The 23,019-nt window shown below is 67.7% G+C and carries 21 protein-coding genes; 13 read left to right on the forward strand and 8 right to left on the reverse strand.

Going from position 1 to position 23,019, the window contains the following annotated elements; all coding sequences use genetic code 11:
• Positions 1 to 6: 6 nt before the first annotated feature.
• The 10 genes from ArtHe_RS03915 to ArtHe_RS03960 all read left to right on the forward strand — a co-directional run bounded on the left by ArtHe_RS03915 (position 7) and on the right by ArtHe_RS03960 (position 9,853).
• Complete coding sequence (locus tag ArtHe_RS03915; protein ID WP_248318851.1) at positions 7 to 870, forward strand: hypothetical protein; 864 nt, start codon at positions 7 to 9, stop codon at positions 868 to 870.
• Positions 863 to 1,858: an HAD-IIA family hydrolase gene (locus ArtHe_RS03920; RefSeq protein WP_248318852.1), complete on the forward strand. Its 996-nt coding sequence runs from the start codon at positions 863 to 865 to the stop codon at positions 1,856 to 1,858. The genes ArtHe_RS03915 and ArtHe_RS03920 overlap by 8 nt, the downstream gene beginning before the upstream one ends.
• 9 nt (positions 1,859 to 1,867) lie before the next feature.
• Complete coding sequence (locus tag ArtHe_RS03925) at positions 1,868 to 2,146, forward strand: hypothetical protein (RefSeq protein ID WP_248318853.1); 279 nt, start codon at positions 1,868 to 1,870, stop codon at positions 2,144 to 2,146.
• A gap of 2 nt (positions 2,147 to 2,148) precedes the next feature.
• Entirely contained in the window at positions 2,149 to 3,006 is an 858-nt protein-coding gene (locus ArtHe_RS03930) for a TlyA family RNA methyltransferase (protein WP_248318854.1), read from the forward strand.
• A 52-nt stretch (positions 3,007 to 3,058) separates the two neighbouring features.
• Positions 3,059 to 4,003, forward strand: a complete 945-nt coding sequence (locus ArtHe_RS03935; RefSeq protein ID WP_066301492.1) for an NAD kinase — start codon at positions 3,059 to 3,061, stop codon at positions 4,001 to 4,003.
• A complete protein-coding gene (recN, locus tag ArtHe_RS03940; protein WP_248318855.1) occupies positions 4,000 to 5,748 on the forward strand; it encodes a DNA repair protein RecN in 1,749 nt (582 codons plus the stop codon). Before ArtHe_RS03935 ends, recN begins: the two co-directional genes overlap by 4 nt.
• On the forward strand, positions 5,745 to 7,439 hold the full coding sequence (locus tag ArtHe_RS03945) for a CTP synthase (RefSeq protein ID WP_066301483.1): 1,695 nt from the start codon (positions 5,745 to 5,747) through the stop codon (positions 7,437 to 7,439). Before recN ends, ArtHe_RS03945 begins: the two co-directional genes overlap by 4 nt.
• Before the next feature lie 4 nt (positions 7,440 to 7,443).
• Positions 7,444 to 8,112 carry an NUDIX hydrolase gene (locus ArtHe_RS03950; protein ID WP_248318856.1) on the forward strand — a complete coding sequence of 223 codons (669 nt, stop codon included), beginning with the start codon at positions 7,444 to 7,446 and terminating at the stop codon, positions 8,110 to 8,112.
• 284 nt (positions 8,113 to 8,396) lie between these two features.
• Complete coding sequence (gene xerD / locus ArtHe_RS03955) at positions 8,397 to 9,338, forward strand: site-specific tyrosine recombinase XerD (protein ID WP_282568726.1); 942 nt, start codon at positions 8,397 to 8,399, stop codon at positions 9,336 to 9,338.
• A complete protein-coding gene (locus ArtHe_RS03960; RefSeq protein ID WP_248318857.1) occupies positions 9,335 to 9,853 on the forward strand; it encodes an 8-oxo-dGTP diphosphatase in 519 nt (172 codons plus the stop codon). The genes xerD and ArtHe_RS03960 overlap by 4 nt, the downstream gene beginning before the upstream one ends.
• 41 nt (positions 9,854 to 9,894) lie before the next feature.
• Here the strand turns inward: ArtHe_RS03960 and ArtHe_RS03965 are convergent, their stop codons facing one another.
• Entirely contained in the window at positions 9,895 to 10,371 is a 477-nt protein-coding gene (locus ArtHe_RS03965; RefSeq protein WP_248318858.1) for a DUF4188 domain-containing protein, read from the reverse strand.
• Between the two features lie 78 nt (positions 10,372 to 10,449).
• Here ArtHe_RS03965 and ArtHe_RS03970 point away from each other — a divergent pair, with 78 nt between their 5' ends.
• A complete protein-coding gene (locus ArtHe_RS03970; RefSeq protein ID WP_248318859.1) occupies positions 10,450 to 11,103 on the forward strand; it encodes a MerR family transcriptional regulator in 654 nt (217 codons plus the stop codon).
• An 84-nt stretch (positions 11,104 to 11,187) separates the two neighbouring features.
• On the opposite strand, the gene ArtHe_RS03975 is transcribed toward ArtHe_RS03970, so the two are convergent.
• From ArtHe_RS03975 to ArtHe_RS03990, 4 genes are all read right to left on the reverse strand, one after another.
• Positions 11,188 to 12,321 carry a bifunctional 2-methylcitrate synthase/citrate synthase gene (locus ArtHe_RS03975; protein WP_248318860.1) on the reverse strand — a complete coding sequence of 378 codons (1,134 nt, stop codon included), beginning with the start codon at positions 12,319 to 12,321 and terminating at the stop codon, positions 11,188 to 11,190.
• An 81-nt stretch (positions 12,322 to 12,402) separates the two neighbouring features.
• Positions 12,403 to 13,326, reverse strand: coding sequence for a methylisocitrate lyase (prpB, locus tag ArtHe_RS03980; RefSeq protein ID WP_248318861.1), 924 nt, complete (start codon positions 13,324 to 13,326; stop codon positions 12,403 to 12,405).
• Entirely contained in the window at positions 13,327 to 14,844 is a 1,518-nt protein-coding gene (locus tag ArtHe_RS03985; RefSeq protein ID WP_248318862.1) for an MmgE/PrpD family protein, read from the reverse strand.
• 18 nt (positions 14,845 to 14,862) lie between these two features.
• Positions 14,863 to 15,510, reverse strand: a complete 648-nt coding sequence (locus tag ArtHe_RS03990; protein WP_248318863.1) for a GntR family transcriptional regulator — start codon at positions 15,508 to 15,510, stop codon at positions 14,863 to 14,865.
• A 260-nt stretch (positions 15,511 to 15,770) separates the two neighbouring features.
• Here ArtHe_RS03990 and ArtHe_RS03995 point away from each other — a divergent pair, with 260 nt between their 5' ends.
• On the forward strand, positions 15,771 to 16,781 hold the full coding sequence (locus ArtHe_RS03995) for an AEC family transporter (protein ID WP_248318864.1): 1,011 nt from the start codon (positions 15,771 to 15,773) through the stop codon (positions 16,779 to 16,781).
• Positions 16,782 to 16,869: 88 nt separating this feature from the next.
• Positions 16,870 to 18,789, forward strand: coding sequence for an AMP-binding protein (locus tag ArtHe_RS04000; RefSeq protein ID WP_248318865.1), 1,920 nt, complete (start codon positions 16,870 to 16,872; stop codon positions 18,787 to 18,789).
• Positions 18,790 to 18,888: 99 nt separating this feature from the next.
• Here the strand turns inward: ArtHe_RS04000 and ArtHe_RS04005 are convergent, their stop codons facing one another.
• The 3 genes from ArtHe_RS04005 to ArtHe_RS04015 all read right to left on the reverse strand — a co-directional run bounded on the left by ArtHe_RS04005 (position 18,889) and on the right by ArtHe_RS04015 (position 22,960).
• Positions 18,889 to 20,427, reverse strand: a complete 1,539-nt coding sequence (locus tag ArtHe_RS04005) for a sodium:solute symporter (RefSeq protein ID WP_248318866.1) — start codon at positions 20,425 to 20,427, stop codon at positions 18,889 to 18,891.
• 152 nt (positions 20,428 to 20,579) lie between these two features.
• On the reverse strand, positions 20,580 to 21,275 hold the full coding sequence (locus ArtHe_RS04010) for a response regulator (RefSeq protein ID WP_248318867.1): 696 nt from the start codon (positions 21,273 to 21,275) through the stop codon (positions 20,580 to 20,582).
• Positions 21,272 to 22,960, reverse strand: a complete 1,689-nt coding sequence (locus ArtHe_RS04015; RefSeq protein ID WP_248318868.1) for an ATP-binding protein — start codon at positions 22,958 to 22,960, stop codon at positions 21,272 to 21,274. Before ArtHe_RS04015 ends, ArtHe_RS04010 begins: the two co-directional genes overlap by 4 nt.
• Positions 22,961 to 23,019: the final 59 nt, after the last annotated feature.

Below are 23,019 nucleotides of genomic sequence, written 5' to 3' on the forward strand. Positions count from 1 at the left end.
CTGGTGATGGCCGGACGCCTGATTGACACCGACCCGGAGCTGGCTTTCCAGCACGCTCTCGCAGCCAGCCGCCGCGGCGGACGCATGGCAGCCGTCCGTGAAGCAGTCGCCCTGACCGCCTACGCCGCAGGGGAGTTCGGTGATGCGCTGCGCGAGTTCCGTACCCACCGGCGGATCAGCGGATCGAACGAATACCTGGCCATGATGGCTGACTGCGAACGCGGGCTGGGCCGTCCTGACCGTGCCCTGGACCTGGCACGCTCCGAAGAAGCAGCCGAAATGGATGCTGCCGGCAAGGTGGACATGGCGATCGCAGCCTCGGGTGCCCGGATGGACATGGAGCAGTACGACGCCGCCGTTCACGCCCTGGAGATCCCGCAGCTGGATAAGAACCGTGCGTTCTCCTACAGCCCCCGGCTGTTCCGCGCCTACGCCGATGCCCTGGAACTCGCAGGACGCGGCGGCGAAGCCGAGCCCTGGCGCCGGCAGGCACTGCTGGCCGAAAGCGTGCTCGGCATGGGAGAGTTCGCTGAACCTGAGATCATGGATCTGGGCGACGACGACGAAGCTCCCGCCAAGCCGCGCTTCCGCCGGGACTCCGCCGAAGGGGATGCCTCGGCTTCCGCCGAGGACCGCTCCGGCAACTATGCCCAGGTCCCTGAGGCAGCTATTCCGGACTCTGAAGAGGACGAATCCGACGACGCCCTGCCCGGTGACGAGCGTGAAGCCCTCCTCGGTGCCGAAGAAGCAGAAGAAGCAGAAGAAGCAGAAGAAGCCGATGTGGACGATGCATCCGTAGAGGCGGAGGCGGGGGAACCCGGCCTCGGCGGCGATATGGAAGCCGAGGACACCGCGGAGCGTCATGACTAGGGCGCTGGTAGAGAACTTCGACGCGGTCTTTGCGGACCTCGACGGCGTTGTTTATGCCGGACCGCACGCCATCCCGGGTGCGCCGGAGGCACTGCAGCGGCTGGAAGCAGCCGGCATCAAGCTGGCCTACGTAACGAACAACGCCTCCCGTTCCTCGGAAACGGTTGCCGCGCACTTGCGGGAGCTGGGCGCGCCGGCCACCGCGGAAACCGTGTTCGGTTCTGCCCAGGCCGGGGCCGAGCTGCTTGCCGGGCTTGTCCCTGCCCGCAGCCGGGTCCTGGTGACCGGCAGCGCCACGCTGGCGGACCAGGTCCGTGCCCAGGATCTGGAACCGGTGAGCTCCGCCGATGACGGGCCGGTGGCCGTGATCCAGGGTTTCGATCCGGAACTGGGCTGGAAGGACCTGGCAGAGACGGCCTTCGCCGTCGCGGCCGGGGCCGTCTGGGTCGCTACGAACACCGACCTCTCCATCCCGCAGGCCCGCGGCATCGCCCCGGGTAACGGCACACTGGTGGCCGCGGTGGCGGCCGCCACCGGCAGGACACCGCTGGTTGCCGGGAAACCGGAGGCACCCCTGTTTACGACGGCGGCCCGGCACCTTGGTGTCTCGCAGCCGCTCGTCGTCGGCGACCGGCTGGATACCGACATCCTCGGCGGCAACACTGCGGGCTACGCAACAGCGCTGGTTCTCACCGGCGTGGATACCCCGGCCACTGCGCTGGCAGCCCGCGCCGCGGAACGGCCGGTCCATCTGATCCCGAACCTCGCGGCCCTCTATGAGCCCTACCCGGAGGTGGCCCGTTCCGGGGAAGGCTACCGCTGCGGGGACGCCCTCGCCCGGGTGGTGGGAGGCGCGGTGGAGATCACGGCGCCCGAAGAGACCCTCGACGGGTGGCGGGCGGCCTGTGCAGCGTGGTGGGACGCCCACCCGGACTCCCCGGCGGCGACCAGCCCCGAAGTCCGCTGGACTGTCGGCAGCGGCAGCTAGGCTGAGGCCGTGGACAAAAACGAAGAGGATCCTGGAACGGAGGCGGTTCCGGCGGCCGGAAACCATCCTGCCCGGGAAAGCGCTGCCATGCGTGTTCCGGACGCTCCGGTCACAACCGGCGACCCCCGGGTCGACGCCGTGCTGGCCGGGCTGGACCGGGTGCCTGAGCTCCCGGTGGCAGAACACGCCGGCCTTTATGCGGAACTGCATGACGGGCTGCTTGCGGCCCTGAACGAGGAATCCCCGGGAACCCAGGGGAGCCCCGTTCCCGGACCGGGAGCGGGGTAGCCGTGGGCAGGCTTGACCAGGAACTCGTTAGCCGTGGCCTCGCGCGCTCCCGCACCCACGCGGCGAAACTTATTGCTGCCGGCCGGGTCGCCCGCGACGGCACGGTGCTGACCAAAGCTTCGGCTGCCGTCCAGCCGGAGGAGCTGCTGAGCATCGCGGACGACGGCGGCCCGGACTACGTCAGCAGGGCAGGGCACAAACTGGCCGGCGCGCTGGCGGCCTTCCCCGGGGTGTCACCGGCCGGGCTCCGCTGCCTGGACGCCGGTGCCTCCACGGGCGGGTTCACGGATGTGCTGCTGCGTGCCGGGGCGCGGGAGGTTGCCGCAGTGGACGTGGGCCACGGACAGCTCGTGGACTCGCTGCGCGCCGACCCCCGGGTGCGTGTTTTCGAGGGTATGAACGTCCGCTACTTCACCCCCGACCAGATCGGCGGCACCGTGGAGCTCACGGTTGCCGACCTTAGCTTTATCTCCCTGACCATGGTTGTCGGGCCGCTGGCTGCTGCCACCAGTCCCGGCGGCAGCCTGCTGCTGATGGTTAAACCGCAGTTCGAGGTGGGACGCGAACTGCTGAACCGCACCGGCGTCGTCACCGACCCCGCCCGGCACCGCCTGGCAGTTGAGCGTGTGGCCGAGGCCGCCGTCGGCGCGGGTCTGGAAATTGCCGGAATCGCCCGCAGTCCTTTGCCCGGCCAGAACGGGAATGTGGAATTCTTTATGTGGATGACGGTTCCAGTGAGCTCCGTCCGTGCCGCAGCCGACCGGTCGGCGGCAGCATCAGCGCTGGTCAATGACGTGTTCGAAGAAACCTCCGAGGAGGGACTGGCGTTTGCGGAGGTGCCGGAAGGCGTACAAGACTGACTGGACAGCAACACACTTGCCCCCTCGCGGGGCAGAACAGGACTGGAAAAATATGAGCAGACGAATACTGGTGCTCGCGCACACCGGCCGGAAGGCCGCCATGGCTGCGGCCCAGGAAGTCTGCACCCAGCTGCATGCCGCCGGGCTGACCCCGGTCATGCGTGCCCAGGACCTGGAGGACATTCAGGCCGAATACGGACAGCTCACGGCACCCACCGAGATCCTGCACGACGACGTCCAGCTCGGCGGGGTGGACCTGGGCATGGTGCTCGGCGGTGACGGCACCATCCTCCGCGCCGCGGAACTGGTGCGGGGCACCGAGGTTCCCCTGCTGGGCGTGAACCTGGGGCACGTGGGATTCCTGGCCGAAAGTGAACGCGAGGACCTGGAAAAAACGGTGCGCTGGGTCGTGGACCGGGCCTACACCGTCGAAGAGCGGATGACGATCGACGTCAAGGTCTGGCTGGACAGCACCCTGCTGGCCCATACCTGGGCCCTGAACGAAGCCGCCGTTGAGAAAGCCGACCGCCAGCGCATGCTCGAAATCGTGATGGAGGTGGACGCACGTCCCATTTCATCCTTCGGCTGCGACGGCGTGGTCATGGCCACCCCCACCGGTTCCACGGCCTATGCCTTTTCCGCCGGCGGTCCCGTGGTCTGGCCGGAAGTGGAAGCCCTGCTCATCACGCCGATCAGCGCCCACGCCGTGTTCTCCCGGCCGCTGGTCGTTGCCCCGGAATCCATCCTCGCGGTGGAGATCCTGGCCCGGAACGCAGCAAACGGTGTGCTCTGGTGCGACGGACGGCGCAGCTTCAATCTCCCGCCCGGAGCGCGGGTGGAAGTCACCAGGTCCAGCGTACCGGTCCGCCTGGCACGCACCCACGAAACTCCGTTCTCGGAACGGCTGGTCCGTAAGTTCCAGCTGCCCACACAGGGCTGGCGCGGACCCGTGAACCATCCTGCAGACGCAGCCGAAGGCGGAGGAGGAATTCCGTGATCGAGGAAATACGCATTCGCGACCTTGGTGTCATCACCGATGCAACGCTGACTCTGGGGTCCGGATTCACCGTCGTCACCGGCGAGACCGGTGCCGGCAAGACCATGGTGATCACGGCCCTGGGACTTCTGCTGGGCGCTCGGTCGGACGCCGGAGCCGTCCGCACCGGTGCCAAATCAGCGCTGGCCGAAGCCGTGGTCCGGCTGCCGGAGCAAAGCCCAGCCGTGCTGCGTTCCGTGGAAGCCGGGGCGGAGCTCGAAAAGGTCGACGGCGGCGTCGAACTCCTGGTGGCCCGCACCGTTAACGCCGACGGCCGCAGCCGCGCCCACCTGGGCGGCCGCTCGGCGCCCGTCGGAGTCCTCGGAGAAGTGGGCAGCCACCTCGTTGCGGTGCACGGCCAGACCGACCAGCTGCGGCTCAAGAGTGCCACTGCCCAGCGCGAGGCACTGGACAAGTACGCGGGGGAGTCCCTGCGCGCCGCGCTGGAGGACTACCGCACCGGGTACGCCCGCTGGCGGGCCGCTGCTGCTGAGCTCTCGGAGCTGCGGGAGACCGCACGGGAACGGGTACGGGAGGCGGAGTTCCTGGCAGCATCGCTGGCAGAGATCGACGCCGCGGCACCCGAGCCGGCGGAAGATGAAACGCTGAAGACCGAGGCCATGCGCCTGGGCAACATCGAAGAACTGCGGACGGCGTCCGTCAAGGCGCACGAGGCACTGGTGGCCGGCGACTTCGCCGACGGATCCGACGCGACCTCCCTGGTGGACGCCGCCAAGCGCCAGCTGGAACAGGCCGGCGAACACGACCCAGCGCTGGCGCAGGCCGGCCAGCGGCTGGCGGAAGTCGGCTACATCCTGACGGACATCGCTGCGGAGCTCTCCAGCTACAGTGCCTCGCTCGACAGCGAGGGACCGGGCCGGCTGGCCGAAGTGGAGTCCCGGCGCGCCGAACTGGCGACGCTGGTCCGCAAATATGCGCCGTCCATCGACGAGGTCCTGGAATGGGCCGAAACGAGCCGGGCACGCCTTGCGGACCTGGGCGACGACGGCAACCGGATCGAATCCCTCGAAGCCGAGCTGACGGCGCTTGAGACCCGGCTGCAGGATGAGGCCGCCGGGCTGACCAAGCTGCGCGCCGAGGCCGCCGGGGAACTCTCCAGCCGGGTCAGCGCCGAACTCGCGGCCCTGGCGATGCCGGATGCCCGCCTGGTCATCAACGTGGAAAACACCGGCGAGATGGGACCACACGGCGCGGACGCCATCGAATTCCTCCTGGCCCCGCACCCCGGGGCGCCGCCCCGCCCGCTGGGCAAGGGCGCGTCCGGCGGCGAACTCTCCCGCGTGATGCTGGCCATCGAAGTGGTGCTGGCTGAGGTGGACCCGGTCCCGACGTTTGTCTTTGACGAAGTTGACGCCGGCGTCGGCGGCAAGGCCGCCATCGAAATCGGCAGGCGGCTGGCCATGCTGGCCCGCCATGTTCAGGTCATTGTGGTCACGCACCTGCCGCAGGTGGCGGCCTTCGCCGGCCACCACATCCGCGTGATTAAAACCTCAACCTCGGCAGACGACGGATCCGGCGTAACCGCCAGCGACGTCGTCGTGCTGGACCGCGAGGCCCGGATCAGGGAACTGGCCCGGATGCTCGCAGGCCACGAGGACTCGGAGTCGGCCCGCGCCCACGCCGAGGAACTGCTGGCGACGGCTGCCGTCCCCGGTGAAGCAACTACCCAGACCAACAAAAGGTGATAGGCTCGAATTCCGTGGTGCAGCGATCAAATTCCAGGTTTCCCAAGTCGTCTTCTACGACCAAACACATCTTTGTCACCGGCGGCGTGGCATCGTCCCTCGGCAAGGGACTGACGGCCTCCAGCCTCGGTCACCTGCTTCGGGCACGCGGCCTCTCGGTGACCATGCAAAAGCTCGATCCCTATCTCAACGTGGATCCGGGCACAATGAACCCCTTCCAGCACGGTGAAGTCTTCGTGACCGATGACGGCGCCGAAACGGACCTCGACATTGGCCATTACGAGCGTTTCCTTGATGAGAGCCTCGACGGGTCGGCCAACGTGACCACCGGGCAGGTGTACTCCACCGTCATCGCCAAGGAACGCCGCGGCGAATACCTCGGTGACACCGTCCAGGTCATTCCGCACATCACCGACGAGATCAAGCGCCGGATGCGCCTGCCCTCCGAGGCGAAGAAGCACCCGGACGTCATTATCACCGAAATCGGGGGCACTGTCGGCGACATCGAGTCCCAGCCGTTCCTCGAAGCGGCCCGCCAGGTCCGCCAGGACATTGGCCGGAACAACGTCTTCTTCCTGCACGTCTCCCTGGTTCCGTACATCGGTCCGTCCCAGGAGCTGAAGACCAAGCCGACCCAGCACTCCGTGGCAGCCCTGCGATCCATCGGCATCCAGCCGGACGCGATCGTCATCCGCTCGGACCGTCCGGTTCCCGATGCCATGCGCGACAAGATCGGCCGCATGTGCGACGTTGACGTCGACGCCGTCATCGGCTGCCCGGATGCCCCGAGCATCTACGACATCCCCAAGACCCTGCACTCCCAGAACCTGGACGCGTACATCGTTCAGCACCTGGGATTGAAGTTCAAGGACGTCGACTGGACCAAGTGGGACCGCCTGCTTGAAGCCGTCCACAATCCGAAGCACCACGTGGAGGTGGCGCTGGTCGGCAAGTACATCGACCTGCCCGACGCCTACCTCTCCGTCACGGAGGCCCTGCGTGCCGGCGGTTTCGCCAACAACACCAAGGTCCAGATCCGCTGGGTTCCCTCCGATGACTGCGCCACCGAAGAGGGCGCGCGCAAGGCCCTGGCCGGCGTCGACGCCATCTGCGTGCCCGGCGGCTTCGGCATCCGCGGCCTCGAAGGCAAGCTCGGTGCCCTGAAGTTCGCCCGCGAGAACAAGCTGCCGACCCTGGGCCTGTGCCTGGGCCTGCAGAGCATGGTCATCGAGTACGCCCGCAACGTGGTTGGCCTCGAAGGTGCTTCCTCCAGCGAATTCGAACCGGATACCAAGTACCCGGTGATCGCGACCATGGCAGAGCAGAAGGAAATCGTGGCCGGACAGGGCGACATGGGCGGCACCATGCGCCTGGGACTGTGGGACGCGAAGCTTGACGAAGGCTCCGTTGTGGCCAAGACCTATGGCAAGACGGCCGTTTCCGAACGCCACCGCCACCGCTACGAGGTCAACAACGCCTACCGCGGGCAGATCGCCGAAGCCGGCCTGGTCTTCTCCGGCACCTCCCCGGACGGTGCACTCGTGGAGTTCGTTGAACTGCCCGAGGACGTGCACCCGTACTACGTCTCCACCCAGGCCCACCCGGAACTGAGCTCGCGGCCCACCCGCCCGCATCCGCTCTTTGCCGGGCTGGTCAAGGCCGCACTGGTTCACCAGGGCGCGGAGGCGTAAGGACATGAGCGAGGACCGGGGGTTCGCCGACGAACAAAGTCCGCGACGGCTGCTGGAATCCACAGTTGCCTACAGCGGTCCCATCTGGGACGTGGTGAAGGAAAAATTCACCCTGACTGACGACGGCGAACCCCTGGTCCGCGACTTCATCTCACACCCCGGCGCCGTGGCCGTCCTGGTCATGAACGACGCCGGCCAGGTGCTGCTGATCAACCAGTACCGGCATCCGGTGCGGATGACGCTCTGGGAAATCCCCGCCGGTTTGCTCGACGTGGAGGGCGAGGACTATCTGGCGGCCGCCGTACGCGAGCTGGCAGAAGAAGCCGATCTGGTGGCTAAGGACTGGAATGTCCTGACCGATCTGTTTCTCTCACCCGGCTCCTCGCGCGAAGAACTGCGCATTTACCTGGCCCGCGGGCTCCAGGAGATTCCCGAAGCGGAACGCCACGAACGTTTCCACGAGGAAGCCGAAATCAAGATGCTCTGGGTGGACCTGGACGACGCCGTGCAGGCGGTCCTCGAAGGCCGGCTGCACAGTCCCTCGGCAGCTGCTGCCGTCCTGGCCGCAGCGGCCGCACGCCCGTCCGGCTATAACAACCTCCGGCCGGCCGACGCGCCGTGGCCGGAGCATCACTCAGAGCACCACGCCTGGCCCAACGGTTCCGTCCGCTAGGGGAATGGGTGTCCACCGCCGTCCCCGCCGCAGGCAGCGGCCCCGGTAGCCGGTCCGCGCAGGACCGGGCTTCCATCAACGACACCATCGATCTGGTTCTGCAGTCCCAGCTCAACCCCACCCTCATCCTGGACAGCTCGGAGCTGGCTGCTGCCACGTCCCTGGCAGCCTCGTCTCCTGCTGCATCTGCCGCTGCGGCCCCTGCAGAGCCCGCAGCCGCCGGCACAGTCCGTCCCGCCGCCGGAGGCCCCGCCGCCGGGAGCAAGAGGTCAGCCGAGGACGAACTGCGGTCCACCGCCGTCGGACGCGCGATCGGCAGCTATCTCCAGCACATGGCCGTTGAACGCGGGCTGGCCAGGAACACCGTTGATGCCTACCGCCGGGACCTGCTCCGGTACGCCCGTTTCCTGGCCGCCGGCGGCCGTACCGACGTCACCGCGATCACCCGCCACGACGTCACCGCGTTCGCCCGTTCGATCGTTGAAGGGTCCGACGGTGCCGCCCCGCTGAGCATCCGGTCCGCTGCCCGGACCATCGTGGCTGTCCGCGGCCTGCACAAATTCTGGGCGCTCGAAGGCGTCACCGCCGTTGATCCGGCGAGCGACGTCCATCCGCCGATGCCGGGCAAACGCCTTCCCAAGGCCATCAGCGTCAATGAAGTCACCCGCATGCTCGAGGCGGTTCCACTCGATACCCCGGCCGGCCTGCGGGACCGCGCTCTGCTCGAGTTCCTGTACTCCACGGGGGCCCGCATCAGCGAAGCCGTGGGCCTGGACATCGACGACCTGTCCCTCGAACGGATTCCGGCCAACGGCCCCGACGTCGTGCGCCTGTTCGGCAAGGGCTCCAAGGAACGCCTGGTGCCGCTGGGCTCCTACGCCGCCCGCGCTTTGGACGAATACCTGGTCCGTGGCCGGCCCGGCGCAGCGGCCAAGGGCAAAGGCACACCGGCCCTGTTCCTGAATGCCCGCGGCGGACGGCTGAGCCGGCAAAGCGCCTGGACCATCCTGAAAGCCGCTGCCGAGCGCGCGAAAATCGACCGGGATGTCTCCCCGCACACGCTCCGGCATTCCTTTGCCACCCACCTGCTGGAGGGCGGAGCCGATGTGCGCGTGGTCCAGGAGCTGCTGGGCCACGCATCCGTGACGACCACCCAGGTCTACACCCTCGTCACCGCCGACACGCTGCGCGAGGTGTACGCCGCGGCCCACCCCCGCGCGCTGTGAGCAGGATCCCGGGCGGAGCGCCGGACCCGGCGTCCAGCCGCGCCACCCCTGTGGTGCTCTGCTTCCTGTTCCGGGAAACCCCGGACGGCGGGCAGGAAGTGCTGCTGGGCCTGAAGAAGACGGGGTTTGGCGTCGGCCGGATTGTCACCCTCGGCGGGCACGTCGAGCAGGGGGAGTCCTCCGGGCAGGCCGCTGTTCGGGAGGTCTTTGAGGAGTCCGGCGTTGTGGTCGCGGAGGAGGACCTCGAACCCGCTGGAAGCATTGAGTTCATGTTCCCGGCCCGGCCGGACTGGGACATGTCCACCGTGGTCTACCGCACCTGGAACTGGACCGGGGAACCGGAGCCGTCCACGGAGATCACGCCTGCCTGGTATTCCGTGGATGCCGTGCCCTATGCCCAGATGTGGGAGGACTCGGCGTACTGGCTGCCCAAAGTCCTTGCCGGGGACTACTTCGCTGCCGCCGTCACCCTCGCTCCGGATAACGAGTGCGTGGGCAGCGTCGTCTTTTCCTAATCTGCCTGAACCGGTCTGACCCGGCTCCAGCCCGGCCAGAGCTAGTGCGCCGCGCGACCCAGCCGGTCCGCCGCGCGGCTGCCGTCGTCCACCAGCTCCACCGCCGTGGCCTTGGCCAGCCCAGCCAGCGGCATACCGACATACATGGATTCGGCGCGGTCCACCACATAGGTCTCGTGCCAGATGCCGACGCTGCCCGGTGCCCTGCGGGCCCGCCGGTTGAACGCCGCCCAGGCCGGGCGGTGAGCCGCGTCCGGCTGGCTCGCATAGGCGAACAGCTGCTCGGCGGACTTCCAGTACTGGATGACCAGCGGTCCTCCTGCCCCGATGGTGAGGCGGTATCCCAGCAGACCGGAGTTTGGATCGGCCGAAAGCTCCGCCAGCATCCGCGGCATGGCGGCAAAGGCCGGGATCCACAGGTCCGGACGCCACGGACGGTTGATCCGCATGCCGATCAGGAACACCACCAGGGGTCCGGTGTGATGATGGGTTGAACGCTGGCTGACGATGCGAGCCATAACGAGGCCCCTTTCACTGCTGGATAGTGATGCTATCCAGACTAGAGAGTTACACTATCCAGCACAAGGGGGATTGCCATGCGGATCTCAGAATTAGCCGCCGCGTCAGATGTGCCGGTGGCCACCATCAAGTTCTACCTGCGGACCGGCCTGCTTCATGACGGGCGGCAGACGGCTCCCCGGCAGGCCGACTACGACGACGGCCACTTGGCCAGGCTGCGGCTGATCCGCGCCCTGCTGGGGGCGGGTGGCCTGTCGGTAGCTGCTGCGGGAGAGGTGCTGCGCCAGCTCGATGATCCGCCGGAATCGGGCCATGATCTGCTCGGGGCTGCACATCATGCCCTGGACGCCGGTGCCCAGCCGAAGCAGGAGCAGGAGCAGCAGCAGGCGGACCATCCCCGGGCTGACGCGCTGCTGGAAGCGTGGGGCTGGCAGATCGACCCGGAGGACCATAACGCGCGGCGCGGCCTGGAACGGGCGCTGCAGGGCCTGGAAGACGGCGGCTTCGAGCCTCCGGCCGGATTCCTGGACATGTACGCCGCCGCGATGCGGGAGCTGGCCACCCGGGAGGTGGAGCAGGTTCCGGTCAACCCGCCGGACGCCATGCGGTACGTCGTCCTGGGAACCGTCCTGGTGGAGCCGCTGCTGCTGGCCCTGCGCAGGCTCGCCCAGCAGGACGCGTCCCGCCGGATGTTCTCCGCCCCGGGCCCGCCCGCTCCCGGGGCCGGGTAGCGCTCCCTGAATCTGCACAAAAAAACGCCCGCCGCGGGCCCGAAGACCGAACCCGCAGCGGGCGTTATTAGTTGAAGCGGCAGGTTAGCCCAGGTGCCGCTCATCCGCGCCGTTGTATTCGCTCAGCGGCCGGATCAAGGCATTGGACTCGAGCTGTTCCATGATGTGCGCTGTCCACCCGGTGATCCGCGCTGCGACGAACAGCGGCGTGAAGGTGGCGGTGTCGAAGCCCATCAGGTGATAAGCCGGACCCGCCGGGTAATCGAGGTTCGGCAGGATGTTCTTCCGCTCGGCCATCGCCGATTCCAGGGCCGTGTAGAGCTCACCCAGGTCCGCCCGGTCATAGTGCTTGACCATGGCGTCCAGGGAGGCCTTCATGGTCGGCACGCGTGAGTCCCCGTTCTTGTAGACCCGGTGGCCGAATCCCATGATCTTTTTCTTGTCCGCCAGCGCGGAGTCCAGCCAGGCCGCGGCGTGGGCCGCGACGTCGTCGCCCTGAGCGCTGGCGGTAATCGCCTCGAAGGTGTGCATCACCGCTTCGTTGGCGCCGCCGTGAAGCGGGCCTTTGAGGGCACCGATCGCGCCGGTGACTGCGGAGTGCAGGTCTGCCAACGTGGAGGTGATCACCCGCGCCGTGAACGTGGAGGCGTTAAAGGAATGCTCGGCGTACAGGATCATCGAAACGTTGAAGGCTTCCACGACGTCCTGCGCGGCTTCTTCCCCGAACGTCATCCACAGGAAGTTCGCCGCATATCCGAGGTCCTCCCGCGGCTCCACCAGGTCCTCGCCGCGGCGGCGGCGCTGGTCGTAGGCGACGACGGCGGGCATGGCGGCAAAGAGGCTGACGGACTTCTCCATGTTGGCCAGCCGGGAGGAGTCCTCGGCCTTCGGATGCTCCGCGCCCAGGACGGACGCCGCGGTCCGGCAGACATCCATGGGATGGCACGTCGACGGCAGGGCATCGATTACCGCCTTCAGCTCCGGCGTCAGGGCCCGCTGGGACCGCTCGCCGGTGGTGAATTCCGCCAGTTCCTCCGCGGTGGGCAGCTCGCCGTTCCACAGCAGATAGGCCACTTCTTCAAAGCTGCAGCGGGCAGCGAGCTCCTGGACCGGATAGCCCCGGTAGAGCAGGGAGTTCGTCTCGGGGTTGACCTTGGAAATACTGGTGGTGTCCACCAGCACTCCGGCCAGGCCCTTGTGAATGGTTGTTTCTGTCATCTTTGGGACTCCTTCGTCGTAGTACGCAGATCAGGGGTGGGGCGGCGCCTTCTTCTTGGTGGGTGGCTCTGGACGGCCAGGTCAGGCCGGGGCCGGTGTTCCGGGGTTCCCGGGGACCTGGAAATTGAAAACTGAGGTATCGAAGCGGTTATACGCCTCATAATCCACCAGATCGTACAGGCGCGCACGTGTGAGCATGCTGGGAACCGCGGCAGTCTGCGTGCCCTCGGCCCGGATCACGTCCAGGGTCCGCTCTGCCGCACCCATGGCGCTGCGCAGCAGGGTCACCGGATAAATGACCATGTTGACGCCCGCGGAGGCGAGCTGGTCATAGGTGAACAGCTCGCTTTTGCCGAACTCGGTCATGTTGGCCAGGATCGGGACGTCGACGGCGGCGCGGATGGCCGCGAACTCCTCCACCGTTTTCATGGCTTCCGGGAAGATCGCGTCGGCGCCGGCCTCGACCAGGGCCCGGGCCCGGTCCTGGGCGGCTTCCAGGCCCTCGACGGCGCGGATGTCGGTGCGGGCCATAATCAGGAAGTTTGGATCCCGCCGGGCGTCCGCCGCGGCCCGGATCCGCTTGGTGGCGGTGTCCAGGTCCACCACGTTCTTGCCGTCGAGGTGGCCGCAGCGCTTCGGATTGAACTGGTCCTCGATGTGGCAGCCGGCCAGGCCGGCGTTTTCGAGTTCCTGGATGGTGCGGGCCACGTTCATCGGCTCGCCGAAACCGGTGTCGGCATCGACGATGGCCGGCAGGTCAGTCATCCGGGCGATCTGGCTGGCGCGGGTGGCGACTTCGGTGAGCGTGGTCAGCCCGATGTCCGGCAACCCCAGGTCATTGGCGAGGACAGCGCCGGAGATGTAGACGCCGTCGAACCCTTTTTCCTGGATCAGCCGGGCCGAAAGGGGATTAAACGCGCCGGGATACTGCTGCAGGGTGCCGGAGGTGAGGCCCTCCCGCATCGCGATGCGCTTCTGCTCGGGGGTGGTGGAGGAGTACAGCATTTAGAACAGTCCCTTCGGGGCTGCCGCCGGATCAATGACGCCGGCGGCTGCGGTGATGTTGAGCTGGTCCAGTTCGCCCGGGGCGAGTTCGGGCAGCCGTTCGGCGGCGGCGATGAAGCGGTCGATTTCCGCTTCGGACACCAGTCCGGCTGCCAGGGTGCGGAACTTGTGGATGTAGTCGGCGCGGACGAAGGGCCGGGCGCCCAGCGGGTGGGCATCGGCTACGGCAATTTCATCGGTGATCACGCGGCCGTCGGTGAGGGTGATGTCCACCCGCCCGCCGAAGGCCTTCTCCGCGATGTCCAGGGAATGGTAGCGGCGGGTCCATTCCGGATCCTCGACGGTGGTGACCTTGTGCCAGAGGTTGACCGTGTCCGGCCGGCCGGCCCGTTCCGGGGAGTAGGAATCCACGTGGTGCCAGGCGCCGTCCTGCAGGGCGACGGTGAAGATGTAGGGGATCGAATGGTCCAGCGTTTCGCGGGAGGCCGTGGGATCGTACTTCTGCGGATCGTTGGCGCCGGAGCCGATCACGTAGTGCGTGTGGTGCGACGTGCTGATCAGCACCGAGGCAACGTTGGCCGGGTCGGTGGCCTCGGGGTGTTCGCGGTGGATCCGCCGGGCCAGATCGATCCAGGCCTGGGCCTGGTACTCCGCGGAGTGTTCCTTGGTGTAGGTGTCCAGGATGGCGCGCTTCGCCTCACCGGGAGCGGGAAGCGGCACCGAGTACGCGGCCTCGGGTCCGTCCAGGAGCCAGGCGATCACACCGTCTTCGCCCTCGTAGATCGGGGTGGGGGAGGTCTGGCCGCGCATCGCCCGGTCCACCGCTTCGACGGCCATCTTCCCTGCGAAGGCCGGTGCATGGGCCTTCCAGGTGGAGATTTCGCCCTTGCGGGACTGGCGGGTGGCGGTGGTGGTGTGCAGCGCCTGGCCAATGGCCTGGAAGATGGTTTCGATGTCCAGTCCCAGCAGGGTGCCGAGGCCGGCCGCGGCGGACGGGCCGAGATGCGCCACATGGTCAATTTTGTGCTTGTGCAGGCAGATGGCCTTGACCAGGTTCACCTGGATTTCATAGCCGGTGGCGATGCCGCGCAGGAGGGCCGCACCGGAGGCGCCGGTGTGCTGTGCGGCGGCGAGGATCGGCGGAATGTTGTCCCCGGGGTGGGAGTAGTCGGCTGCCAGGAACGTGTCGTGGTAGTCCAGTTCCCGCACAGCGACACCGTTGGCCCAGGCGGCCCACTCGGGGGAGGTTTTGGCTTCCACGCCGAAGACGCTGGCTCCGGACCCGCCCGACGATGGCGCGAAGGAGAGTGCCTGCGCGCGGGCAGCCACGATCGGTGCGCGGTTCAGTGACGCGACGGCGACTGAGGCATTGTCGATGATGCGGTTGATCACCATGTCTGCGGCGTCGGCGCTCACCTCGACCGGGTCAGCGGCGACTTCGGCGATTTTCCAGGCCAGCTGGTCTTCGCGGGGAAGGTTCTCATCGCTGCGGTAGACGCGCAGGTTATGGGCTTTCACGGTGGGCAGTCCTCTCGGTCAGGGGTGGTGGACGGTACTGAAGTGCTCAAGGCTTTTGTGCAGGTGGACGGCGGTGGCTGCAGCTGCCATCGCAGGGTCGCCGGAGGCGATTGCCCCGGCAATCGTGGCGTGCTCGGATGCGGTCTCGCGCAGCCGGGCCGGATTGTCCTTGGCCAGGCGGCGGACCCGGGCAAGGTGCAGGCGCACATTGCCGAGCGCCTGGGTCAGGTAGGGATTGGCAGCGGCTGCGTCGATCGCCGTATCGAGGCGGGCCACGAGGGCGTAGTAGCCCTGGCGGGCTGGATCTTCCTCCGGGTCGGCTCCCAGCCGGGCCGCGGCGGCGTCGAACTCACTGCGCAGCTCCCGGAAAACGGCGGGATCGCGGCGGCCGGCGGCGAGGGCGGCTGCCTGGCATTCCAGGGCCTGGCGCAGTTCGAAGAGCGCGCCCACGGTTTCGGCGGAAATGGAGGTGACGACGACGCCGCGTCCGTTGTGCGGTGCCGCGAGCCCGTCGGCGGTGAGCCGGCCGAGGGCCTCCCTCAGGGGTGTGCGGGAAATCCCGAGGCGCTGGGACTGTTCAACTTCGCCGAGGACTGTTCCCGGGGGAAGGCGCCATTCCACGATGTCCTCGCGGAGCATGGCGTAGGCGCGGTCGCTGGCACGCATGGTGCGCTCCTTCCCACTGGTGTGACGCTGAAGCACCAGTGTATACAGAGAATCAGGCACCGAGCGAAAATTTCCACAACTTTCCGAGTACTAACGTCGCTGTGTATACACAGGTGGATGGATTCGGAAGTGCAGAGAGACCCCGTGTGACGCCCGGCACGGCCTGGATCCACCGTGGTCTGACAGGATGGGAACGGCGGGGCGGTGCGCCGGCCTGGGCCCCGGCAGCGCTGGGACAAAGGGAAACTGAGACCAAGGGAATGGGGCCCGCGCAGGTGCTGGGAGTTGTTGAGGGATTCGCCGTTGTACTGATCATCGTGGGGGTGGGCTACGCTGCCGCGGCCCTTCGCCTCGGCCGCGGAAAGGACTTCAAGCCGGCGCTGACCGCGGTGATCTACTACATCACCAACCCTGCCCTGATGTTCATTCTCCTGGCCGAGGCTCCCGTGCAGCAGGTGCTGGGGACGCTGGCCCCGGCCGCGCTCGCGACCACCGCAGTGTGCGGGCTGCTCTATGCCCTGGTGGCGAAGCTGTTCCTCCGCCGGAATGCGGCTGACACCGCCGTTGGTGCGATGAGCGCTTCCTACGTAAACGCCGGGAACATCGGGCTGCCGATCGCGCTCTATGCGGTGGGCAGCGCAACCCCCGTGATCTCCGTGCTGGTCGCCCAGCTGCTCATCGTGGCGCCCGCCTACCTTGCGCTGTTCACCTTTACCGCCCGGCGGCAGGCACTCGCCCGGGAGCGGCTGGCAGCGGGTCCGGGAGCACTGGCAGCGCCGGCCCGCCGCCGCCGTCATCCGCTGGCCGCTGCCAGGGCTGTCCTGCTGCCCTTCGCCAACCCGGCGACGATCGGGACCGTGGCCGGGCTGGTTGTGGCGCTGACCGGCGTGAACCTGCCCACCGTGGTGTGGGAGCCCCTGTCCCTGCTGGGACACGCCTCCGTTCCACTGCTGCTGCTGGTGTTCGGAATGAGCCTGTTCGGCCAGCGGCCGCTCGCCGACGGGGCGGTCCGTGCAGACATCATCACCGCCACCATGTTCAAGATCGTGGCTGCTCCGCTGGTGGGCTACGCCGTCGCGCGATGGGTCTTCGGACTGGAAGGGGAAGCCCTCTTCGGCGCCGTGGTGATGAGTGCCCTGCCCACCGCGCAGAACGTCTACCTGTTCGCCAGCCAGTTCGGCATGAAGTCCGTGATTGCCCGGGACGTGGTGTTCCTGACCTCCTTCCTCTCCTTCCCCGTGATCCTGCTGGTGGCCTTCTGGCTCGCCTGACACCTCCGTGCCCTACCATGGCCGGTACGGCAGTGGCCCTCCGGAGGAGACGGGCACTGCGATACCAGCCGCGAATCAAGGAGGATTCATGGGCACCGAGGGCTACGCAGAAACCTACGCCGCCGCAAGCGGGAACCCGGAGAGATTCTGGCTCAGCGCCGCGGAGCTGGTGGACTGGGATGTGGCCCCGGCCCTGGCCCTGGACGAGCGCCGCCCGCCGTTTTACCGGTGGTTCCCGGACGGCAGGCTCAACACCAGCTTCAACGCGCTGGACCGGCACGTGCTCGCCGGACACGGGGACCGGGCGGCCTTGATCTATGACTCCGCCATGCTGGGCCTGACGCGCACGTACACCTACGCGGAGCTGCTGGCCGAGGTGGAGGCCTTCGCCGGTGTCCTGCATGCCCAGGGCATCCGGGCCGGGGACCGGGTGGTCATCTACCTGCCGATGATCCCGGAAGCCGTCATCGCCATGCTGGCCACCGCCCGGCTGGGTGCGGTGCACTCGGTGGTGTTCGGCGGGTTCGCGGCGGCCGAACTGGCGGCGCGGATCGACGATGCCCGGCCCGACGCCGTCGTCACCGCCAGCGGGGGACTGGAGCCCAAGCGCCGGGTCGAGTACCTGCCCACCGTGGCCGAAGCCTTGGAGAGCGCCGCCCACCGGGTGCGGGCCGTCATTGTGGCTGCCAGGGAGGGGTTTGCGCACACGGTTCAGGAGTTCGACGGCGCCGGCGGCGCCCGGTGGGCGGACTGGGCAGAGCTGGCCGCGGACGCCCAGCCCCAGGGGCCGGTGAGTGTGGCGGCGACCGACCCGCTGTACATTCTCTACACCTCCGGCACCACCGGCTCACCCAAGGGGGTGGTGCGGGACAACGGTTCGCACGCCGTCGCGCTGGCCTGGTCCATGGCCAATATTTACGACGCCGGCCCCGGGCAGGTGATGTGGACGGCCTCGGACGTCGGCTGGGTAGTGGGGCATTCCTACATCGTCTACGGACCGCTGATTGCCGGTGCCACCACAGTGCTCTACGAGGGGAAGCCGGTGGGAACGCCCGACGCCGGCGCCTTCTGGCGGGTGGCAGCGGAGCACAACGTGGAAGTCCTGTTCACCGCCCCGACCGCGCTGCGGGCCATCCGCCGGGCAGATCCGGAGCTGGCGCTCGCCGCCGGGTATGACCTGGCGAAGCTGCGGACACTGTTCGCGGCGGGGGAGCGGCTGGACCCGGAGACCTTCCGCTGGATCTCGGATGCGATGGGAATCCCGGTGGTGGATCACTGGTGGCAGACCGAAACCGGGTGGGCGATCTGCGCCAATCCCATGGGGCTGGACCCGCAGCCGCTGAAGGCCGGATCGCCCACCTTCCCGGTGCCGGGGTTCCGGCTGCGTGTTCTCGATGGCACCGGGGCGGAGGTCCCCGCGGGAGCAGAAGGCAACATCGTGCTGGACCTGCCGCTGCCGCCGGGCACACTGTCGACCCTGTGGGGCAGCGATGAACGCTACTGCGCGTCCTACCTCGAAGCCTTCGAGGGCAGTTACGCCACCGGGGACTCCGGGTATGTGGATGAGGACGGGTACGTGTTTGTGATGGGCCGGACCGACGACGTGATTAACGTGGCCGGGCACCGGCTCTCCACCGGGGCGATCGAGCAGGCCGTGGCGAAGCACCCGGACGTCGCCGAATGTGCAGTGATCGGGGTGCGGGACAGCCTCAAGGGCCAGCGGCCGTGCGGGTACGTGGTGCTGAAGGCCGGGTCCACGGCCACCGAGGCCGAAGTCCAGGCGGCGCTCGCGGACCTGGTCCGCCGGCAGATCGGCCCGGTGGCTGACTTCCGCGACGTCCGCGTGGTCGACGGGCTGCCCAAGACCCGGTCCGGAAAGATCCTGCGCAAGACCATGCGCCAGATCGCCGACGGTGAGGACTTTTCCGTGCCCTCCACCATTGAGGACCGGTCGGTGCTGGACGCCCTGGTGCCGCTGCTGCGCCCGGCGGTGCAGCGGGAGGCCTAAGCAGAGTCTGAGGGTGGTCCATTCAGGCGGCACAGGAAAAGAGCAGGAACCGGCGGACCGCCGGTCCCTGCTCTTTTCAAGGCTGGGCAAGGCCTGCTGCTATCCCGCCCGCGGAGGCGTGGGTGCTGCTTCCCCGGCCGCAGGCTCCGGCTCTTCCTGGATCCGTCCGGCCAGCCGGTCCTCCCACGAGGTCATGACCGCTTCATCAGTCCGAGGGCTGAGCAGGGAGATGATCACGTAGACGGCGGCCGATGCGATCAGGCCAAAGTAGATCGGCTCGTTGGCGTAGACACCGTCGTACGGCTGTTCGCCGGTGACTTCCAGGAAGATCATGGTTGCCAGGGTCGCGACGGTGCCGGCGACCATCGAGGCAGCGGCGCCAAGGCCGGTGCCCCGCTTCCAGATGAGTCCGCCGAGGATGGCAACCAGGAGTCCGCCGACCAGGATGTCATAGGCGATGGTCAGTGCCGCGACCACGTCCTGAACCACGATGGCCAGGGTGATGGCCACCAGTCCCAGGCCGAGGACCCAGACCTGGCTGCGGGCAATATCGTGCTCCGGATTGCCGGCCGCACGTTCGCCGTTTTCCGGTTTGGCGGCGCCGAACCAGCTGCGGACATACGGCACCACGTCCGTGCGCGCCACGGTGGCGGCAGCAATAAGCGCACCGGAGGCGGTGGACATCATGGCTGCCACGGCAGCGGCCAGCACCAGGCCGCCCAGGCCCACCGGCAGCAGGTTCATGGCGACATCGGCGTAAACATCGTCCTTCGACTCGATGCTGGGCAGCACCACCGATGCGGCCATGCCGATCAGGGCGCCGGCGACGCCGTACAGGATGCAGTAAATACCGGCGGCAGTGCCGCCCCAGCGGGCGATCAGCGGAGTGCGGGCCGTGAAGACCCGCTGCCAGATGTCCTGCCCGATCAGCAGGCCCAGGGTATATACGACGAAGTAGGTGATGATGCTCTGGGCGCCGATTCCGGTGATGTTGAAGAACTCTGCGTCCACCCGCTCACGGATGCCGTCCAGTCCGCCCGCCGCGGAGAAGGTGAAGGGCAGCATCAGGGCAAAAACGCCGATGGTCTTGATGATGAACTGCGCCATGTCTGCCAGGGTGATGGACCACATGCCGCCGATCGTGGAGTAGATCAGCACTACGGCGCCGCCGATGGCGATGGCCACCCAGCGCTCCCAGCCGAAAAGCACCACGAAGATGGTGGCGTAAGCGCCCGTGGAGGTGGCGCACAGCATCAGCGTGTAGGCCAGCATCACAATCGAGGACATCTGTGTGGATTGCGCACCGTAGCGCAGCGAGAGCATCTGCGAGACGGTGTAAATCTTCAGCTTCTGCAGCTTGGAAGCGAAAAGCACGCTGATCAGCAGTACCCCCGCGCCGATCGCCACCACCAGCCACATGCCGGAAATGCCGTACTGGTAGCCCAGGCCCACACCGCCGACCGTGGAGGCACCGCCCAGGACGACGGCGGCCATGGTGCCGGTGTAGAACAGGGGGCCGAGCCGGCGCCCGGCGACGAGGTAGTCGCTTTCACTCCGGGTGCGGGTCTTGCCCCACCAGCCGAAGGCAAGCATGCCAACGAGGTAGGCCACCACGATCGCCGCGTTGAGGTAGTCCATTCAAATCCTGTCGATAGGAGGCAATACCGGGCGAAGCCACGGGTTCTGCCTCAAGATATGCCTCTGGGTCAACTTATGTTTACCAAACGCTATGGCCGAACAGGGCGATGGGTCAAAGGGAAGGCCGGATTGTGTCCGGACTGAAACCCGGGCTACCGCCGCCAGGTGTATTCCAGCTCCGGCCGGCCGGGGGAACCGTAACGCGGGGAACGCTCCACGGCACGCTGTCCCTCCAAATGCTCCAGATAGCGGCGGACGGTAATACGGGACATCGCCAGTTCCGCGGACAGCTCCGACGCCGACAGGGGTGCGGCTGCGTTCTTCAAAGCCCCGGACACCGCCGCCAGTGTTTCCGGCGCAAGGCCTTTCGGCAGGGACGCGGCATGCTGGGGGCGCAGGGCAGCCAATGCCTGGTCCACCTCGGACTGAGTGGTCGAAGCTCCCTGCCCGGCCAGCAGCAGGCGGTACTCACGGTAGGCGGCGAGCTTGGCGCTGAACACGGCAAACGTGAACGGCTTGATCAGATACTGCGCTATTCCGGCCGACATCGCCTGCCGGACCACCGGCAGTTCCCGGACAGCGGTAATTGCGATGACGTCCGCCGGGATTCCGCTGCCCCGGATCCGCCGCAGCAGGTCCAGGCCGTGCAGGTCCGGCAGGTTCATGTCCAGCAGGATCAGGTCGCAGGCTGAACCCGGCGCCGTCAGGAACCCCAGGGCCTCCGCAGCCGTGTGGGCGACACCGGCCAGGGCAAATCCCTCGCAGCGCCGCACATACTCGGCGTGGGCTTCGGCCACCACGGGTTCGTCCTCCACCACCAAAACGGTGACCTGATCTGCCGCGTTCACTGCCGCACCCCTGCCGGAAGCGGGATCCGCACCGTAAACCTGGCACCGCCGCCGTCCGCGTCATCGAGCACCAGTGTGCCGCCAAGCCGCATGACTGCCTGCCGGACCAGGGGCAGCCCGAAGCCCCGGCCAGCCCCGGCGGAGAACGCCCCCGCCGCGTCCTTGGTGCTGAATCCCTGTTCGAAGATCTTCTCCCGGGACGACGGCGGTATGCCGGGACCGCTGTCCTGGACACTGATTTCGAAACCGTACCCGGTGCTGTCGCGGTCCACGGCCAGCCGGACGGCCACCCACGGTGACGGAAGCCCCTGGACAGCGTCGAAGGCGTTGTCGAGCAGATTGCCCAGAACCGTCACCAGTTCACCGGACTCCAGCAGCGCCGGCCCGGTTTCCGCGGCCGGATCATCGGCGAGTTCGATCCCTACCCGGATTCCCCGCTCCCTCGCCTGTGCCTTCTTGCCGGCCAGCAGCGCCGCCAGCGCGGGATCCCCCACGGAGGCGGCGACGTCGTCCGCCAGCTGCTGGGCGTGCGCCAGGTCCCGGGTGGCGAACTCGAGTGCTTCCTTCGGGCGGTTCAGCTCAATCAGGGACACCACCGTGTGGAGGCGGTTGGCGTGCTCGTGTGCCTGGGACTGCAGTGCATCGGTCAGGGTGCGCATGGACTGAAGCTCGCCGGTGAGGGCCTCCACCTCGGTATGGTCGCGCAGTGTGGTCACCGTCCCCATCCGGCGGGGTGCCGCAGCAGCCAGGGGCCGGCCGATCCACCTCCGGCCCGGCGTGCCGTTCGTGCCCGGCGGCGGCACCGCGGGGGACTGGTTCACCACCAGGATCCGGTCCCGGGTGAAGTGGAATTCGTCCTGGGCGCTCCGGCCGGTGTGCAGCAGGTCGGCGAGGGGAGCGGGCAGTCCGAGGTGCCGCGGATCCTCCGGTTCGGTGCCGCTGCTGAGCTGCAGGCCCAGCAGCTCAGCGGCATGCTCGTTCCAGAGCACCAGCCGGCCGTCGTTGTCCAGGAGCAGCAGGCCTTCGCGCAGGGAGTGCAGCGCGGAGTCGTAGAACGTGAACATATCCCGCAGTTCCTCCGGGTTGCGGTCCCGGGTGGTGCGCCGCAGGTACCGGCTGAGCCCGTAGGCTGCCAGGGACCCGCAGGCCAGCGCGGCCAGCGAAATGATGAACGCGGCCGGGAGCTGGGCGTCCCGGGCAATCCCCACCCGGTCCACTGTGATGCCGGCTGACACCAGGGCGGTCACGGAGCCGTCCGGCCCCATGACCGGAGTGATGGCCCGCACCGAGGGGCCGAGGGTGCCGGTGTACACCTCGGTGAAGGGCTCTCCGCTCAGTGCCTCGTCAATCGACCCCAGGTAAATCCTGCCGATCTGCTCCTCGCTCCGGTGGGTAAACCGGGTCCCGTCGGGAGCCATGATGGTCAGAAAATCAATTCCGGCGGCGTCCATGACCGCGCGGGCAAAGGGCTGCAGTGTGCTGCTTGGATCCGGGGAGGAAGCGGCGGAGAGCACAAATGGATCCGCTGCCACTGTCTCGGAGATGGCCAGCATCCGTGCAGCGGTCTCCGTATAACTGCGCTTTTCTGCCTGGTGGTAGAGCGCCCAGGACAGGCCTGCGGACAGGCAGACGATAAAAACCAGCTGCCCGATGAGCAGCCGGCTGGCGAGACTCCACTTCCCCACACAAACTCCGATGACTTATTCCAGGTGCCCGCTGCTGTGCGGCCGGGCTGCGAACAGTA

This window comes from Arthrobacter sp. Helios, from assembly GCF_023167125.1.
Lineage (GTDB): Bacteria > Actinomycetota > Actinomycetes > Actinomycetales > Micrococcaceae > Arthrobacter_B > Arthrobacter_B luteolus.

Bases quoted from the DNA above. Each gene is read 5' to 3' on its own strand.
- ArtHe_RS03915 (WP_248318851.1), top strand. From the start codon at position 7: ATGGCCGGACGCCTGATTGACACCGACCCGGAGCTGGCTTTCCAGCAC.
- ArtHe_RS03920 (WP_248318852.1), top strand. From the start codon at position 863: ATGACTAGGGCGCTGGTAGAGAACTTCGACGCGGTCTTTGCGGACCTC.
- ArtHe_RS03935 (WP_066301492.1), top strand. From the start codon at position 3,059: ATGAGCAGACGAATACTGGTGCTCGCGCACACCGGCCGGAAGGCCGCC.
- ArtHe_RS03950 (WP_248318856.1), top strand. From the start codon at position 7,444: ATGAGCGAGGACCGGGGGTTCGCCGACGAACAAAGTCCGCGACGGCTG.
- ArtHe_RS03965 (WP_248318858.1), bottom strand. From the start codon at position 10,371: ATGGCTCGCATCGTCAGCCAGCGTTCAACCCATCATCACACCGGACCC.
- ArtHe_RS03970 (WP_248318859.1), top strand. From the start codon at position 10,450: ATGCGGATCTCAGAATTAGCCGCCGCGTCAGATGTGCCGGTGGCCACC.
- ArtHe_RS03975 (WP_248318860.1), bottom strand. From the start codon at position 12,321: ATGACAGAAACAACCATTCACAAGGGCCTGGCCGGAGTGCTGGTGGAC.
- prpB (WP_248318861.1), bottom strand. From the start codon at position 13,326: ATGCTGTACTCCTCCACCACCCCCGAGCAGAAGCGCATCGCGATGCGG.
- ArtHe_RS03990 (WP_248318863.1), bottom strand. From the start codon at position 15,510: ATGCGTGCCAGCGACCGCGCCTACGCCATGCTCCGCGAGGACATCGTG.
- ArtHe_RS03995 (WP_248318864.1), top strand. From the start codon at position 15,771: ATGGGGCCCGCGCAGGTGCTGGGAGTTGTTGAGGGATTCGCCGTTGTA.
- ArtHe_RS04000 (WP_248318865.1), top strand. From the start codon at position 16,870: ATGGGCACCGAGGGCTACGCAGAAACCTACGCCGCCGCAAGCGGGAAC.
- ArtHe_RS04005 (WP_248318866.1), bottom strand. From the start codon at position 20,427: ATGGACTACCTCAACGCGGCGATCGTGGTGGCCTACCTCGTTGGCATG.